This window comes from Peribacillus sp. YIM B13472, from assembly GCF_042788005.1.
GTDB lineage: Bacteria > Bacillota > Bacilli > Bacillales > DSM-1321 > Peribacillus > Peribacillus simplex_E.
Map to the genome: position 1 here is coordinate 47,487 of NZ_JBHZPG010000033.1, position 15,265 is coordinate 62,751.

General features: G+C 40.1%; 18 protein-coding genes. 15 read left to right on the forward strand and 3 right to left on the reverse strand.

Annotated features, from left to right (window positions below; genetic code table 11):
• Positions 1-46: 46 nt before the first annotated feature.
• The 8 genes from ACFX4I_RS20730 to rpsI all read left to right on the forward strand — a co-directional run bounded on the left by ACFX4I_RS20730 (position 47) and on the right by rpsI (position 6,161).
• Entirely contained in the window at positions 47-991 is a 945-nt protein-coding gene (locus ACFX4I_RS20730; protein ID WP_034304976.1) for a DNA-directed RNA polymerase subunit alpha, read from the forward strand.
• A gap of 82 nt (positions 992-1,073) precedes the next feature.
• Positions 1,074-1,436 (forward strand): 50S ribosomal protein L17, encoded by a 363-nt coding sequence (gene rplQ, locus ACFX4I_RS20735; RefSeq protein WP_034304973.1) that lies wholly within the window; start codon positions 1,074-1,076, stop codon positions 1,434-1,436.
• 373 nt (positions 1,437-1,809) lie between these two features.
• Positions 1,810-2,649 carry an energy-coupling factor ABC transporter ATP-binding protein gene (locus tag ACFX4I_RS20740; RefSeq protein WP_377422749.1) on the forward strand — a complete coding sequence of 280 codons (840 nt, stop codon included), beginning with the start codon at positions 1,810-1,812 and terminating at the stop codon, positions 2,647-2,649.
• Positions 2,625-3,491 (forward strand): energy-coupling factor ABC transporter ATP-binding protein, encoded by an 867-nt coding sequence (locus tag ACFX4I_RS20745; RefSeq protein ID WP_377422728.1) that lies wholly within the window; start codon positions 2,625-2,627, stop codon positions 3,489-3,491. The genes ACFX4I_RS20740 and ACFX4I_RS20745 overlap by 25 nt, the downstream gene beginning before the upstream one ends.
• Positions 3,491-4,288 carry an energy-coupling factor transporter transmembrane component T family protein gene (locus ACFX4I_RS20750; RefSeq protein WP_230301708.1) on the forward strand — a complete coding sequence of 266 codons (798 nt, stop codon included), beginning with the start codon at positions 3,491-3,493 and terminating at the stop codon, positions 4,286-4,288. The genes ACFX4I_RS20745 and ACFX4I_RS20750 overlap by 1 nt, the downstream gene beginning before the upstream one ends.
• 14 nt (positions 4,289-4,302) lie before the next feature.
• Entirely contained in the window at positions 4,303-5,043 is a 741-nt protein-coding gene (gene truA, locus ACFX4I_RS20755; RefSeq protein WP_377422731.1) for a tRNA pseudouridine(38-40) synthase TruA, read from the forward strand.
• A gap of 267 nt (positions 5,044-5,310) precedes the next feature.
• Positions 5,311-5,748, forward strand: a complete 438-nt coding sequence (rplM, locus tag ACFX4I_RS20760) for a 50S ribosomal protein L13 (RefSeq protein WP_034304960.1) — start codon at positions 5,311-5,313, stop codon at positions 5,746-5,748.
• Positions 5,749-5,768: 20 nt separating this feature from the next.
• Positions 5,769-6,161, forward strand: a complete 393-nt coding sequence (gene rpsI / locus ACFX4I_RS20765) for a 30S ribosomal protein S9 (RefSeq protein WP_057915234.1) — start codon at positions 5,769-5,771, stop codon at positions 6,159-6,161.
• Positions 6,162-6,331: 170 nt separating this feature from the next.
• Here rpsI and ACFX4I_RS20770 read toward each other — a convergent pair whose 3' ends face one another.
• Complete coding sequence (locus ACFX4I_RS20770) at positions 6,332-7,786, reverse strand: DHA2 family efflux MFS transporter permease subunit (protein WP_377422733.1); 1,455 nt, start codon at positions 7,784-7,786, stop codon at positions 6,332-6,334.
• Between the two features lie 170 nt (positions 7,787-7,956).
• On the opposite strand from ACFX4I_RS20770, the gene ACFX4I_RS20775 reads away from it, so the two are divergent.
• The 5 genes from ACFX4I_RS20775 (at position 7,957) to ACFX4I_RS20795 (ending at position 12,371) form a co-directional block, all read left to right on the forward strand.
• A complete protein-coding gene (locus ACFX4I_RS20775; RefSeq protein ID WP_377422736.1) occupies positions 7,957-8,505 on the forward strand; it encodes a TetR/AcrR family transcriptional regulator in 549 nt (182 codons plus the stop codon).
• 327 nt (positions 8,506-8,832) lie between these two features.
• Positions 8,833-9,363 carry an ECF transporter S component gene (locus ACFX4I_RS20780; RefSeq protein WP_377422738.1) on the forward strand — a complete coding sequence of 177 codons (531 nt, stop codon included), beginning with the start codon at positions 8,833-8,835 and terminating at the stop codon, positions 9,361-9,363.
• Between the two features lie 583 nt (positions 9,364-9,946).
• On the forward strand, positions 9,947-10,372 hold the full coding sequence (locus ACFX4I_RS20785; RefSeq protein ID WP_230301712.1) for a DUF2521 family protein: 426 nt from the start codon (positions 9,947-9,949) through the stop codon (positions 10,370-10,372).
• Between the two features lie 83 nt (positions 10,373-10,455).
• Complete coding sequence (gene cwlD / locus ACFX4I_RS20790; RefSeq protein WP_230301713.1) at positions 10,456-11,172, forward strand: N-acetylmuramoyl-L-alanine amidase CwlD; 717 nt, start codon at positions 10,456-10,458, stop codon at positions 11,170-11,172.
• Positions 11,173-11,312: 140 nt separating this feature from the next.
• A complete protein-coding gene (locus tag ACFX4I_RS20795) occupies positions 11,313-12,371 on the forward strand; it encodes a P-loop NTPase (RefSeq protein WP_377422741.1) in 1,059 nt (352 codons plus the stop codon).
• Positions 12,372-12,415: 44 nt separating this feature from the next.
• Here the strand turns inward: ACFX4I_RS20795 and gerD are convergent, their stop codons facing one another.
• Positions 12,416-12,976, reverse strand: coding sequence for a spore germination lipoprotein GerD (gene gerD / locus ACFX4I_RS20800; RefSeq protein ID WP_230301715.1), 561 nt, complete (start codon positions 12,974-12,976; stop codon positions 12,416-12,418).
• Positions 12,977-13,113: 137 nt separating this feature from the next.
• Here gerD and ACFX4I_RS20805 point away from each other — a divergent pair, with 137 nt between their 5' ends.
• The gene (locus tag ACFX4I_RS20805) at positions 13,114-13,794 is read left to right on the forward strand and encodes a KinB-signaling pathway activation protein (RefSeq protein WP_377422743.1); all 681 of its coding nucleotides are present in this window, start codon (positions 13,114-13,116) and stop codon (positions 13,792-13,794) included.
• A 90-nt stretch (positions 13,795-13,884) separates the two neighbouring features.
• Here the strand turns inward: ACFX4I_RS20805 and pdaB are convergent, their stop codons facing one another.
• The gene (pdaB, locus tag ACFX4I_RS20810) at positions 13,885-14,637 is read right to left on the reverse strand and encodes a polysaccharide deacetylase family sporulation protein PdaB (RefSeq protein ID WP_230301717.1); all 753 of its coding nucleotides are present in this window, start codon (positions 14,635-14,637) and stop codon (positions 13,885-13,887) included.
• 132 nt (positions 14,638-14,769) lie between these two features.
• On the opposite strand from pdaB, the gene ACFX4I_RS20815 reads away from it, so the two are divergent.
• A complete protein-coding gene (locus tag ACFX4I_RS20815; protein WP_230301718.1) occupies positions 14,770-15,003 on the forward strand; it encodes a hypothetical protein in 234 nt (77 codons plus the stop codon).
• Positions 15,004-15,265: the final 262 nt, after the last annotated feature.

The window sequence follows — 15,265 nt, forward strand, 5'->3', positions numbered from 1 at the left end:
TTGGTTTACTTGCCGGGGTTTTGACGTTTTGAAGGAGGGTTTATTGATGATCGAAATAGAAAAACCAAAAATCGAAACGGTTGAAATCAACGACGATACCAAATACGGTAAATTCGTCGTAGAGCCACTAGAGCGTGGGTATGGTACTACATTGGGTAACTCCTTACGTCGTATCCTTTTATCCTCACTCCCAGGTGCTGCTGTCACAGCTATACAAATTGATGGAGTGCTACATGAGTTCTCAACAATTGAAGGCGTCGTGGAAGATGTAACATCTATCATTCTTAATGTGAAAAAACTAGCTCTAAAGATTTACTCTGATGAAGAGAAGACGCTGGAAATTGACGTTCAAGGTGACGGAGTCATCACGGCTGCTGATATCACTCATGATAGTGATGTAGAAATTCTTAATCCGGATTTATATATTGCTACAATTGGTAAAAACGGTCATATGCGTATGCGTTTATCTGCACGTCGCGGCCGCGGCTACACTCCTGCTGTTCAAAACAAGAGAGAAGACCAGCCAATTGGTGTAATTCCAATCGATGCTCTTTACACTCCAGTTTCACGCGTATCTTTCCAAGTTGAAAATACACGTGTTGGACAGTTGTCTAACTTTGACAAGTTAACGTTCGATGTTTGGACTGATGGCAGTACTGGTCCGCAAGAAGCGGTAGCACTTGGAGCTAAGATTTTAACAGAGCATTTAAATATCTTTGTTGGTTTAACCGATGAAGCTCAAAATGCTGAAATCATGGTTGAAAAAGAAGAAGATCAAAAAGAAAAAGTTCTTGAGATGACGATCGAAGAATTAGACCTTTCTGTTCGTTCTTACAACTGCTTGAAACGTGCTGGAATCAATACCGTTCAAGAGCTAGCTCATAAAACGGAAGAAGATATGATGAAAGTACGTAATCTAGGACGTAAATCACTTGAAGAAGTGAAAGCGAAACTAGAAGAATTAGGCTTAGGTCTTCGTAAAGACGACTGATAACATGGCGGATCAATCCATTATGTTGTGAGCCTTGTTATAGACACACAATATAGAACTTCAACAAAGGAGGGAATCTCTAATGGGTTACAGAAAGTTAGGACGCACTAGCGCACAACGTAAAGCATTACTTCGTGATTTAGCTACGGATCTTATTATCCATGAGCGCATTGAAACTACTGAAGCACGTGCAAAAGAATTACGTTCTGTAGTAGATAAAATGATCACTCTTGGTAAACGTGGTGACTTGCATGCACGCCGTCAAGCTGCATCTTTCATCCGTAACGAAATCGCTGACGCTGAGAATGGCACAGATGCCCTTCAAAAACTATTCAGTGACGTGGCTCCACGTTATGAAGAACGTCAAGGTGGATACACTCGTATCATGAAAGTTGGTCCACGCCGCGGTGACGGTGCACCAGTCGTGGTTATTGAATTAGTTTAATAACAACGATGAAAAAGGGCGGGACAAATGAATATACTCACTTGTTCTATGCCCTTTTTCTTTTTTTAAAATAGAAATTCTGTCATCTAGAAATTCGCATTGAGTGTTACGATGGCTGGCGGAACCTGTATTATGCAGGGAGCCTTCACGTCTAGCTCAAGCATCCCTTCCCGCTTTTGATAAGCGATAATAAGATAACCTGTTTTTCGTAACAGGCCCGCTGTTAGCTGCTCTTAATTTACCGAAAATTCTTTCGGTGGAAGGGGTGCAGCGTTTTTTTATATTTTCAGAAGGAAAAACTACTATCTTTATATTTATATGGAGTGAGCAGAGTTTAGTTTAGACGAGTGCAGTCGAGGATGAGGAGGGCCACATAATGAAGAAGCTGGTTTCTTTAAATAATATTGTTTTTAAATATGAGGGTCAGTCTCGAAACGCCTTGGATGATGTTTCTTTTGATATTCATCAGGGGGAGTGGCTTGCGATTGTCGGACATAATGGCTCTGGCAAGTCGACATTAGCAAAGTTACTGAATGGTCTTCAGTTCGCTAACTCAGGTACCATTACGATTAATGATCAACTTTTGACAGAAGAATCCGTTTGGGATGTACGCCAGAAAATTGGCATGGTTTTTCAAAACCCAGATAATCAATTTGTAGGCACTACAGTTCAGGATGATGTGGCTTTTGGTTTAGAAAACGCCGGTGTTTCTCAGCAGGTTATGGTGGAGCGTGTTCATGGTGCGTTAAATAAGGTTAAAATGAATGCCTTTCTTAATCAAGAGCCGCACCATCTATCCGGCGGTCAAAAGCAAAGAGTGGCCATAGCAGGTGTTATAGCCTTGCAGCCAGACATAATCATCTTAGATGAAGCAACCTCCATGCTTGACCCAAGAGGCCGTGAAGAAGTGCTTGAAACAGTTAGGGAATTAAAACAGGAAAACGAGATCACCGTCATATCAATCACCCATGATCTTGAGGAAGCAGTGAAAGCTGATCGAATGATAGTCATGAACCAAGGTCGGTTATATCGTGAAGGACCGCCTAAGGATATTTTTGAGTTAGAGGAAGAATTGATTGCTCTTGGTCTGGATATTCCCTTTTCAGTGAAACTAACCAAGGAGTTACAAAAAAATGGTGTTCGTGTAGTTGATGGGCATTTGACAGAGGAAGAGTTGGTGAAGGATTTATGCGAATTACACTCGATGATGTAGAATACCGCTATCAAGTGAATACTCCTTTTGAACATCTAGCCCTTCATGATGTCAATATTTCAATGGAGCCGGGAACCTATACCGCAATCATCGGGCATACAGGGTCCGGGAAATCCACGCTACTGCAGCATTTGAATGCTCTTTTAAAACCTACGAAGGGTCGGGTTTTCATTGGGGATCGGACGATTGAAGCCGGAAGAAAAGAAAAGGCTTTGCGGCCAATAAGGCAAAAGGTCGGAATTGTTTTTCAGTTTCCGGAACATCAATTATTTGATGAAACGGTTGAAAAGGATATATGTTTCGGACCTATGAATTTTGGCGTTTCTGAAATCGATGCTAAGAAACTGGCCAGGAAAGCCATCGCGCAAGTCGGATTGAATGAGGAGATTCTTGGGAAATCTCCATTCGACTTATCCGGCGGACAAATGCGGCGGGTGGCCATCGCTGGGGTACTTGCCATGGAGCCGGAAGTATTGGTACTTGATGAACCCACAGCGGGACTGGATCCGCGAGGACGCAAAGAAATCATGGATATGTTTTATGATCTGCATAAAGCAAGGGGCATTTCAACGATTCTTGTGACACATAGCATGGAGGATGCAGCCAAGTATGCGGATGACATCATTATCATGCATAAGGGTACGGTGTTCAAAAAAGGAACCCCCCAGGAAATTTTCTCAGAGCCGGAACAATTAATGGAGCTGGGCCTGGATGTTCCTGATACGGTCCGTTTTCAACTAAAGCTCCAGAAGGAACTTGGTGTTCGATTTGATCATCCATGTCTTAATATCGGTGATTTAGCGATAGAAATAGATAAAGCCATGAAACGGGGGAACCGCTGATGCTGGATAAAATGATTATCGGGCGTTATGTCCCTAAAAATTCACTGATGCACAAGATGGATCCAAGGGCTAAATTGCTCCTCGTGTTCCTGTTTGTTTGTGTCGTCTTTTTGGCGAATAATGTCGTTTCTTACGGTTTGCTTGCTGTATTCACCATCCTTTTGATCAGTCTTTCCAAAATACCGCTTCGCTATCTATATAATGGGTTAAAACCAATCTTTTTCTTGATCGTATTTACATTCCTTCTCCATATATTGTTTACGAAAGAAGGGGAATTGCTTTTTGAATACGGTTGGTTTGAAATCTATGAAGGCGGTCTGATTCAAGGTTTTTTCATATCCGTTAGATTTACTTTACTAATCCTTGTTACGTCACTTTTAACTTTGACGACATCCCCGATATCCATTACAGATGGGATGGAAGAGCTGTTAGGGCCCTTGAAAAAGTGGAAGATGCCTGTACATGAACTGGCATTGATGATGTCCATTGCCCTTCGATTCATTCCAACGCTAATGGAGGAAACGGAAAAAATCATGAAGGCCCAAACTGCAAGGGGCGTCGACTTTTCATCTGGCCCGATAAAGGACAGGGTTAAATCGATTGTACCGCTGCTTGTTCCTTTATTTGTCAGTTCGTTCAAACGGGCGGAGGAATTGGCAACTGCCATGGAGTCAAGAGGATACCGTGGCGGGGAAGGCCGCACGAAATATCGCCAATTGGACTGGAAGACGATTGATAGTCTTTTGATGGTGTCAATAGGTGTTCTAACGGTCATGTTATTTTTATTACGTTCATAATAAGGAAGAGAACTATGCCAAAATATAAATGTGTGATCGCTTATGACGGCACGGATTTTGCTGGTTATCAGGTGCAGCCAGAGAAACGCACCATACAAAGTGAATTCGAGGCAGTCTTGGCCCAAATGCATAAAGGCACAATTATAAAAGTGACTGCTTCAGGCAGGACAGACTCAGGGGTCCATGCAAAGGGGCAAGTACTTCACTTTGAATCGCCCCTTACATTCCCTACTAAAAATTGGGTAAAGGCGTTCAGCGCCCTTCTTCCGACCGATATCATCGTTCTGGAAGTCGAAATCGTGCCTGACGATTTTCATGCGAGGTTCCATACAACTGGGAAAGAGTACCGTTATGTCATAGCCCGTTCGAAACTACGGGATCCGTTCCAAAGAAATTACGCCTATCATTATCCCTACCCATTAGATGGGGAGGCGATGAGGGAAGCAATCTCCTACTTGATAGGGACACATGACTTTACAAGTTTTTGTTCGGCAAAAACGGAAGTGGTCGATAAAGTTCGAACCATAAAAGAAATCGATTTTGAAGAGAGCGATGATTTCATGGTTTTCCGCTTCGTTGGCGAAGGTTTTTTGTATAATATGGTCCGTATCTTGGTTGGGACGCTCCTGGATGTCGGCAGCGGCAAGATGTCACCCCGTGACATGAGCGGGATTTTGGACAAAAAGGACCGCAGTTTTGCAGGGAAAACAGCGCCGGCCCAAGGCTTATATTTATGGAAAGTATTTTACAAATAAAAATATTTTCGAATTGATACCAGTTTTTTTACAATTGGAAAACGGGATGAAATCAGTAATGGAGCGCTTTGTCGCTATACTGACCTTTTCATGGAGTTGCAGAGAGTGTTTTATAGACAACTTATCCTAGTGTAACATTCCCTTGACAATGAATCTGGGAGAAGTTAATATAATATGGTATGTATTTTAATCCCACGATAAGCCCCGGAAGTTTATTGTGATTGAAAATAAATATAAAAAATTAAAAAGTTTTTTAGGAGGTTAACCATGCGTACGACATTTATGGCGAAAGCTAATGAAGTAGAACGTAAATGGTATGTGATTGACGCTGAAGGCAAAACTTTAGGTCGCCTTTCTACTGAAGTAGCATCCATCTTACGTGGTAAACATAAACCAACTTTTACACCGAACATTGACACTGGTGATCATGTAATTCTTATCAATGTTGAAAAAATCCACTTGACTGGTAAAAAATTGACAGATAAAATTTATTACCGTCACACTATGCATCCAGGCGGTCTTAAAACTAGAACTGCTCTTGAAATGCGTACAAACTACCCTGAGAGAATGCTTGAACTTGCTATCAAAGGTATGCTTCCAAAGAATTCTCTTGGTCGTCAAATCTACAAAAAATTACACGTATACGCTGGAGCTGAGCACCCACACGCTGCTCAACAACCAGAAGTATACGAATTACGCGGATAATTACTAAGGAGGTTACTATCTTGGCACAAGTTCAATATTATGGTACTGGTCGCCGTAAGAGCTCAGTAGCTCGTGTACGTTTAGTACCAGGCGAAGGTCGCATCGTTATTAACGGTCGTGACATCAATGAATATATTCCTTTTGCAGCATTACGTGAAGTTGTTAACCAACCACTAGTTGCAACAGAAACTACTGGAAATTACGACATTCTAGTAAACGTTAGCGGTGGTGGATACACTGGTCAAGCTGGAGCAATCCGTCACGGTATCGCTCGTGCATTGCTACAAGTTGATCCAGAATACCGTCCATCTCTTAAAACTGCTGGTTTACTAACTCGTGACCCACGTATGAAAGAACGTAAAAAATACGGTCTTAAAGGCGCACGTCGTGCACCTCAGTTCTCAAAACGTTAATTCTATTACCGTTTCGAAAGGCTCTCAACCATTTTGGTTGGGGTCTTTTTTTTGTCCGGAAAAATATTTTGATCACATCACGGTCCATGAACTTATATATTAAAAATAATAAAGCATATCCCGGGATATCCCGGATATGCTTTATTATAAAGATCGTATTGTTAACGATTTTAGTTAGGGGATTCACTTTCACTTTTTTTAATTGCGGCTTTTTTCGGCATAAAGCATGCAAAAATTAACGCCACAAAAGATAGGATCAACATAAAAACATAGGCATCACTTGAGCCAAAGATAGAAGCTGATGCCTCTAGTTGTATAGCTGTAATATTTTCATTTTGCACTGATAGCTCAGAAGCATGTGAAGTTGCTTGCATTGTATATACTGTGATGACAACTGCTGTTCCAATAGCACCTGACAATTGGCGAATGGTATTATTTACAGCTGAACCATGGGAACCCAATTCTCTTGGTAAAGCATTCAACCCTGCTGTATTTAAAGGCATGGTAATAAAGCTTAATCCAATTCGTAATATAATGGTACGGACCATTAAGTAGATATAGGTTGTGGATTCGTTTATATCTATGACTCCCCACATCGAAACAATGATAAATACTAAACCTGAAATAAAGAGTGGTTTAGCACCGTATCTATCATACATTTTACCAGTGACAGGGGACAAGAAGGCATTAATCACAGCTCCAGGCAATAACAGTAAACCTGCTTCAAATGCTGTAAAACCTCGTCCATTCTGCAAGTAAATTGGTAAAAGAATTAAATCGGCATACATAATCATCGTAATTAGTACATTGATGAAAGATGTGAGCGTAAAAACTTTGTACTTAAATACAGATAAATTTAATAATGGATCGCATGATTTCATTTGACGTAAACAGAATAGAGCCGTCACGATTATTCCGGCGATTATTGTAGTAATGATAACGAGATTATCCCATCCCTTGCTTCCTGCGCTGCTAAATCCAAATAATATGGAGCCAAAACCAATCGTTGATAAAATGACACTTGTGATATCTAATTTTGCTTTTGTTGTCTCTGCAACATTCATTAAATATTTGAACGCTAGAACAATGACGATTATTATAAATGGGGTTAACCCAATAAATAACCATCTCCATGAAACATATTCAATGATAAAACCAGATAAGGTAGGAGCTATGGCTGGAGCGAAAATTATCGCAAAGCCGATTGTCCCCATAATACTTCCACGCTTTTCGCTAGGATATAAATATAAAATAACTGTCATCATTAGAGGCATTATAATCCCGGCACCAATTGCTTGAATCATTCTTCCCGTTAACAGCATGCCAAAATTGACCGCACATGCACAAAGTGCAGATCCGATGAACAAAAAGAACATCGAGCTAATAAATAGCTGCCTTGTTGTAAACCGTTTCATTAAAAAAGCCGTAATCGGCACTAAAACACCGTTTACTAGCATAAATCCTGTTGATAACCATTGTACAGTTGCAGCCGTTACATGAAATATGTCCATTAAACCACTCAATGCAACATTTAATAAAGTCTGATTTAATGTTGATAAAAAACAGCCAGCAATCAGTACAATTAATAAAATTTTTTTATTTCTTTCTGTTATATCATTTTTCATTCGTAAACTCCTTTACTTTTGACTTGCATTCTCAACATCGTGTCGATAAAATCGATGGTAACAAAAATATATGTTGCTTACCATGAACAGTTTTCTTGAAAATGTTCACTAATCGACATAGGAATTTATGCTGTTGAGAAAGTCGAAGAAAATCTATAAAGGAGTTAAAAATGTCTATTCCTAAGAAAGAAGATCCTCGTACAATTCGGTCAAGGGAAATGTTTAAGAACGCTGTAATTGCTCTCTTATCCGGGGACCCTGCTATTTCAAATTTAACGGTTCAGAAAATCGCAGCCGAAGCAGGATTAAACCGGACAACATTTTACCTGCATTATCAGGATATTCAAGATTTACTAACGCAAATCACCGATGAGATTTTAAATGAGCTTTCTGATAAAATTTTTGCTTTAATACATGCAAAAGATTTATCAGAAAAACAACAGCTAACACAATTACTTGATTATTTATATATCCATCGAAATTATTTACTTATTTTATTTAAGACGAATCAGTTTGAGGAACAATTGTTTTCTTTATTAAAGCAATTAGTAGAAATAAGAAGGAAGAATACTAAGAAGGATTTACCTGCTGATTATGTTGACATTGATATTAAAACGGCCTCATTGGTTGGCATTATAATATGGTGGTTAAGAAAGGGGCTTCATTTTAGTTCAGATTATATTGCCAACCAAATTTATTTAATGTACAGAGTGCAATGATTCTAAAACCTTTTGAATGGACCCTGAATTTCATTAAGGTCGCAGTTTTGTTCAATAATTTGGTTGGGGGTCTTTTTATGCCCGGAAAAAGATTTGACCACATCATGCCCCATGAACCTTCTGAGTTATTATAGTTCCATCCCGGTCTTCCAGACTCAATGCAAATGAAACGCCGCGGTGAGGGGGTTTCAGGTGTTGGTGATAGTTATGTTCCATTTGTTTACACATGAGTTTATTTGTGGAATACAGAATTTTTTGTGAAATCGATATTTATTAAGTTCCTGTTTAGGAGTATGATAATACTTAAAAAAAGAAAGAGGACTTCATATGAATTCAACATACTCACCGATTGAAACAACTAAAACAAAAGCCTTGGTCATCAATGCGCTATTCATTGCATTAACCCTTGTAGCGACAATGTTCATCAACATTAAGCTCCCAATAATGGGTAACGGCGGCCTGATCCATCTGGGTAACGTTCCCCTTTTTATAGCCGCTTTGGTTTATGGCAAAAAAACAGGAGCGATAGCAGGCGCCTTCGGTATGGCCTTCTTCGATCTTTTCTCTGGATGGGCAGCATGGGCACCGTTTACATTCGTCATCGCAGGAGCAATGGGCTTTCTAGCAGGCCTTATATCCGAAAAGGTACCGGGCAAAAGAGAACTTGTTTACACTATGGCCGTTGCCGTTGCATTGATCATAAAAATCGTGGGCTATTATTTTGCTGAAGTTATCCTTTACGGTAACTGGATACAGCCATTCGGCTCCGTCCCTGGAAACGTGATGCAGGTCGTAATAGCTGGAATAATTGTAGTGCCACTTGCTGGTCGATTAAAGAAAAGAGCTGGACAGATATAAAGTGGAACAAAAATAGGAAGCCGTTTCAAACTTTGTATTGCACCATCTTTGGATGTTGTACTGCGCTCTGAACCTCAGGCAGTTTAAAAAGACATCCTGCTAAGTAAGCGGGTATTAAATGAATTCGCTATTATAAAATGTTATATCATTTGAGAAGAGGACATCCGTTAACCATGGATGTCCTTTTTATCTTAATAGACCATAAAGCCTGAAGTTGTCATGGAGGATGGCTGGCTTAAGTTTAAGGAAGAACACGACATGAATAATTAGTATTGATCAAGGTCCAAATAGACATGCGCAGTGAGCGACCCAAGTCGGCAAGGTCAGACTCGGGTGGCTGCCTGAGTGGCTGGTTACGGGAGAAAACCCCGAGTTTTCTAACATTAAGTTCCTTGTGCAGTCTGCACTTTAACAGGTTTCATATCATATTGCATATCGATATGTCTTTTTCAATTATCTGCCGAACCTATCCTCATTATTTTTTGCCAATGGAATAAATGAATGGTTCAAAATAGAACGCTAAAACTAAAATTATGTCTTGGGAAATAATTTTGGAAAATGGGGAATGCCCCGGAGGTGAATTATGGCTGTGATATTAGGTTTACAGGAGATGCAAAGGGAAAGGCAATTGAAGTTCGAACGTAGGTTGCTCAGGGAACTTTCTATCGAGGATATGAAGGGAAGGATTCAGCGTTACTTCGGACAGGATTTGATGGATGTTTTGGAGGAAGGCTACTTTGATGTTGCCATCGAGTCTTATTTATTAGGAGCAAACTATAGTAAGTTTGGCTATTACGGTGAGTCGGAAGAAGATGTAAGGTCCAGGTGCTGGAAGGAAGAGAAGTTTTTGGTCGATACTCTTTTTAACTTTATTTTATATTGGCGGGAAGTTACAGCGAATAACGCTTTCGATGAAGGTTTATTTTATTGTTGTGAAGGGTTTGTTGGGGATTGGTGGCTGGACGGCTTTAAGACTGGAGAAAAACGATATAAAATGAAACTGCATTAAGAAGGCAAAAATCCCATTCCTTGTTCTAATTTCATGGTTTGTCCCATACTTTTTAGTAGAGAGATCATGGAAGGGGAACGGTCATGCGCAAAAAGCTGAAATATACAGGGATCGCTATGGGATTGTTTGTCCTTTTTTTAATTGTGACTTTTAAATTTGTTGAAGATGATTCTTGGGACTCCTGGAACCTTCCGTTGGCAGGTAAGGTCATCATTCTGGATGCAGGTCACGGAGGAATGGACGGCGGGGCAAATGTGCAAGAGGTTATGGAAAAGGAAATTGCCCTTTCCGTTTCATTAAAGGTCAGGGACTATTTACAGGAACAGGGTGCCCTTGTCATCATGACACGTGAGAAGGATGAGGATTTGGCACAGGGAAATACAAAGGGAATCCGCCAGCGAAAACAGGAGGACTTACGAAATCGGGTTGAAATGATCAATGATTCGGAAGCGGACTTATTCTTAAGCATCCATTTGAACTCTTTTCCATCAGCGTCATCGAAAGGTGCCCAGACCTTTTATACAAACAGGTTTGAGGAAAATGAACAGGTGGCAAAATTCATTCAGACTGAAATCATTAGAAACCTGGAAAATACAAAGCGTGATGCAAAAACGATTAATCATGTGTATTTGATGAATTATGCCAAGAAACCGGGAGCTCTTGTGGAAATTGGATTTCTTTCCAATTCAGAGGAAAGGGAACGCCTTATCAGTGATAAGTATCAGGAAAAGGTGGCCAGTTCGATTTATATGGGTATTTTACGGTACTTTACAGAGGGAAAACTATCGGATGAAGAGTAATGTCTGGGTCTTGTAAGGTACAAGGCCTTTTTATTATGGGGAGAATCATCAGGTTTCGCATGCGGGGCAGATAATAAGCTTTCTTCCCGTTATATGTTATACTGAAAAATGGGAAAATAAAATTCAAAGGGGTGCTCGACTTGTTAACAGAAGAGAAAGTACTGAATTTATTAAAGGATCTTAAAGACCCTTTTCTACATAAAAACCTTGAAGAAACAAATGGAATTATAGAAATCAAAATAAAACCTGAAAAGAATCATGTAAGCGTTAAACTTGCGATTGCGAAAACGGGGACTGCCGAACAAATGCAAATGCAATCGGAAGTTGTGGACTTGCTGAAAACGAACGGAGCGGAATCGGTAGGTATCCGTTTCACGGAGCTTTCAGAAGAGGAGTTAGCCAAGCATCGTGAAAGTATTCCTCAGGATGAAGCAGACCAAGGTTTGCTTGGACCTAACAGCAAAACACAATTCATCGCGATCGCCAGTGGTAAAGGCGGAGTGGGAAAATCCACGATTTCAGTGAATTTCGCTACTTCACTTGCTCGTTTAGGTAAAAAGGTCGGACTGGTTGACGCCGATATTTATGGATTCAGCGTACCTGATATGATGGGGATAACAAAAAGACCGGTTGTTCGCGGGGAAAAAATCATTCCTGTAGAACGGTTTGGCGTTCAAGTTATCTCAATGGGCTTTTTTGTAGAGGATAACGCGCCGATCATCTGGAGAGGACCGATGCTGGGTAAAATGCTTAACAGTTTCTTTAATGAAGTGGAATGGGGAGATTTGGACTATTTGGTCCTTGACTTACCGCCGGGTACAGGCGATGTTGCTTTGGACGTTCATACGATGCTCCCTTCATGTAAAGAAATCATCGTTACGACACCGCATCCGACTGCAGCCTTCGTTGCGGCAAGAGCTGGTGCCATGGCCATCAAGACAGAACACGAAGTCATCGGTGTCATAGAGAATATGTCATTCTTCGAAAGTAAAACGACCGGTGAAAAAGAGTATGTATTCGGAAAAGGCGGCGGCCGGAAGCTTGCAGAAGAGCTTCGTACAGAAGTTTTAGGTCAACTTCCCCTACAACAGCCAGATTGGAACGAAGAGGACTTTGCTCCATCCATTTACGCAGCGGACCATAGACTCGGTAGGATTTACGAAGATATTGCCAAAAAGGTCATTGAAAAACTACAATGAAAAGAAGGCTGATTCCGATTGGAATCAGCCTCTTTTCATTCTTTTTACTTTTTCTCCTTCTCTACCGCTTTAGTGGCTGCTTTATCCAACTTCTCTTGCATTTTCGCCTGGATGAGAGGACTCTCCATGGTTTCGATGATCAGCTCTTTATAGACAGACCGCATTTCCTTTGTTTTTAATAATTTATTCATTTCTTTTTCCATATCCGGTTCTTTCATTATTTCCATGAGCATTCCACGATACTGAGGATCAGCAGTTAAGTCCTTCAATACCTTTTTATGTTCGTCTTCTAATGCTTTAGCATAAGCGGAAGCAAATTCCGGATCATTAAATGTCTTTTTCCAAAATTCCTTCCCTTTATCTGAAGTGACCATATCTTCAATGGATTTCTTAATGTCTTCCGAATCCATAATAAGTTCAGCTTTCGTTTTGTCATCAGTAATGATATCCTGGATGGCTTTTTTTCCATCATCTGTCTTCAGGATATCGACGATCATTTTCTTTGTCTCTTCATACTCCATTTTTTCTGCGCCTGCTCCATTTTGAGCACAACCGGAACAAACGAGTAAGAATGACGTGAAAAGCAAAGCAACTCCCACTCTCATACGCAGGGCCCCTTTCATCCTTCTTACTGTTAATATGGTTCCAATCGGCGATATTATTCCTTGGTGGAATAAGTGGATTTTTCCAAATTTGGTTGGTACAATTAAGGAAATGAAATAGAAATGTATGGAGGAAAACAATGAACAGCCGTAACTTAGTTAAATTGTTTTTAACAACATTGCTTATAGGTGGTGTAACGGGCGGAGTTGTAGGGTTCTTGGCTCGGTGGAGTGAGTTTAAGCCTTATTTTTCTTCTTTTGAAGTCAGTGCCATCCTATCAACTTTTATTTGGTTATTCGGTGTTGGATTAATTTTCAGTGTCATAAGCCAAGCCGGCTTTTTTGCCTATTTAACGATACATCGTTTTGGTCTGGGGATATTTAAAAGCGCTTCATTATGGAATGCCGTTCAACTTGTACTCATTCTTTTTGTTGTATTTGATCTTGTTTACCTGCGATATCTCAGCTTTGGTTCAGGCGAGGGGATCAGTTCCTACATCGTGTTAGCATTGGTTGTATTGGCCGCAGGGCTTATTACAGCTTATTTCAAAATGAAACAAACGAATAAACAGTCGTTCATACCGGCTTTATTTTTCATGGTCGTGGTCACGGTTTTGGAGTGGATACCTGTCCTAAGTGCCAATGATGAAAGCTGGCTTTACTTCATGCTGTTTCCGTTGCTAGTCTGCAATGCTTATCAATTATTGGTTCTGAGCAAATTGATTGAACGTTCACAAAGGGAATTGGCCAGTAAAAGAGGGAGTAAGCAAATCCCGGCTAAGGGAAAGATGAAAGCCGGTGAACTAGGTAAAGGCAGCTAACCTATTGTAAGTAGGTCTATACATAAGGAAGTCAAAACAAAAAACTGCGTACTAATGGTTTTGGAGACCATTAGTACGCAGTTTTTTCAGTCAGCGGATTTCCTCACTGCTTGCTGATGAATTGGAAATCATCTCTGAAACGTTAACGAAGTTTAAATTTTTTGATCGAAGTTCACTTAGTAACTCCGGTAAAGCCTTATTCGTTTGTTTTGCTGAGTCTGAAGCATGTAATAAGATGATATCACCCTTTTGGGCCTTGGTGATGTTCTGAACGATCCGATCCACACCTGGATTGGTCCAATCCTTTGAATCGATGCTCCAATGGACAACGGTATATCCGAAATTCTCGCTGATCTTTAAGAGGCGTTTATCAAAGTGGCCGGTGGGAGCACGCAAAAGTTCTATATTCTTTACATTAAGTTTTTTAAATGCCTCCTGGGCTTTAGAAATATCCCGGATGATTTCTTGATCTTCCATTTCGGAATAATCCTTATAATCATAACCAAGCATGCCGATTTCATATCCTTCTTTCACAATTTCAGCTACTATGTCCGGATGACGTTCAGCCCAAGATCCCGCGAGGAAAAAAGTGGCGGATTTAATCTTTTCTCTTTTTAGTGTCTCTATTATTGGAGCGGCTTTCTCATCACCCCAGCCAATATTGAACGTGATCGCAACATTCTTTTCCCCTTTATAAACCGCTTTTGGCCCATCTTCTGTAGAAAAAACGGGGGCATGAAGAATGTTTTGTACAAAAAGAAACCAAGCGGTAAAAAGTGCCGTAAGCAAAATTAACGAATAATATTTGATGTTCTTGGCTTGAAGCACCATGAAAAATTTCATTAATCCATCCCCTTGTCCAAAGTACTCTTGTCTTCAAATTTATGCGCGAGGATTATTGTTATGCAAAAAAATCAGTTGAAAATTCATAAAATTGATGGGAATGGGGAAAGATGACTGATGGAGGTGTGAGCCATGCTCGGTTTATTGATTAATGACAAGGAAAAGATGGAATTGGAGTACCTTTTAAAAAGAGAGATGGATGAAATACTATTCGATTTGCAGGATGACAGAATCGATCACTTAGTCAAAAGGGCAATAAACGAGAAATATAATATTCTTTTCAGGCTGTTTAAAAGGGTGAGCACCGAGGAGGAATGCCTGATGTATATGAGAGGAAAAACGAATTTATCCAAGTGGAATCAGTAATGATATTTAAATGTGAATTATATTCAAAAAATCTATTGACTATTGATTTATACGCTGGTATATTATAAAAGTTGCTGCAACGTAATAGCTTTTGAAAAAGAATGAAAAAAACTTTTTTAAAAAAGTTATTGACGAAGTAGTAATAAGGTGTTAAGATATTAAAGTCGCTAAGAGAGACGGCGAGCAAATTGCTCTTTGAAAACTGAACAAAACAAAGCGCCAACGTTAAATTTTAAGTGAGCACACACTATTAAAAAAGCAA

Excerpts from the sequence above, each read along its gene's own strand:
- ACFX4I_RS20805 (WP_377422743.1), top strand. The coding sequence starts at position 13,114 with ATGAACAGCCGTAACTTAGTTAAATTGTTTTTAACAACATTGCTTATA.
- ACFX4I_RS20770 (WP_377422733.1), bottom strand. The coding sequence starts at position 7,786 with ATGAAAAATGATATAACAGAAAGAAATAAAAAAATTTTATTAATTGTA.
- ACFX4I_RS20750 (WP_230301708.1), top strand. The coding sequence starts at position 3,491 with ATGCTGGATAAAATGATTATCGGGCGTTATGTCCCTAAAAATTCACTG.
- cwlD (WP_230301713.1), top strand. The coding sequence starts at position 10,456 with ATGCGCAAAAAGCTGAAATATACAGGGATCGCTATGGGATTGTTTGTC.
- ACFX4I_RS20785 (WP_230301712.1), top strand. The coding sequence starts at position 9,947 with ATGGCTGTGATATTAGGTTTACAGGAGATGCAAAGGGAAAGGCAATTG.
- ACFX4I_RS20815 (WP_230301718.1), top strand. The coding sequence starts at position 14,770 with ATGCTCGGTTTATTGATTAATGACAAGGAAAAGATGGAATTGGAGTAC.
- pdaB (WP_230301717.1), bottom strand. The coding sequence starts at position 14,637 with ATGAAATTTTTCATGGTGCTTCAAGCCAAGAACATCAAATATTATTCG.
- ACFX4I_RS20745 (WP_377422728.1), top strand. The coding sequence starts at position 2,625 with ATGCGAATTACACTCGATGATGTAGAATACCGCTATCAAGTGAATACT.
- ACFX4I_RS20730 (WP_034304976.1), top strand. The coding sequence starts at position 47 with ATGATCGAAATAGAAAAACCAAAAATCGAAACGGTTGAAATCAACGAC.
- ACFX4I_RS20780 (WP_377422738.1), top strand. The coding sequence starts at position 8,833 with ATGAATTCAACATACTCACCGATTGAAACAACTAAAACAAAAGCCTTG.
- gerD (WP_230301715.1), bottom strand. The coding sequence starts at position 12,976 with ATGAGAGTGGGAGTTGCTTTGCTTTTCACGTCATTCTTACTCGTTTGT.
- ACFX4I_RS20775 (WP_377422736.1), top strand. The coding sequence starts at position 7,957 with ATGTCTATTCCTAAGAAAGAAGATCCTCGTACAATTCGGTCAAGGGAA.
- truA (WP_377422731.1), top strand. The coding sequence starts at position 4,303 with ATGCCAAAATATAAATGTGTGATCGCTTATGACGGCACGGATTTTGCT.
- rplQ (WP_034304973.1), top strand. The coding sequence starts at position 1,074 with ATGGGTTACAGAAAGTTAGGACGCACTAGCGCACAACGTAAAGCATTA.
- rplM (WP_034304960.1), top strand. The coding sequence starts at position 5,311 with ATGCGTACGACATTTATGGCGAAAGCTAATGAAGTAGAACGTAAATGG.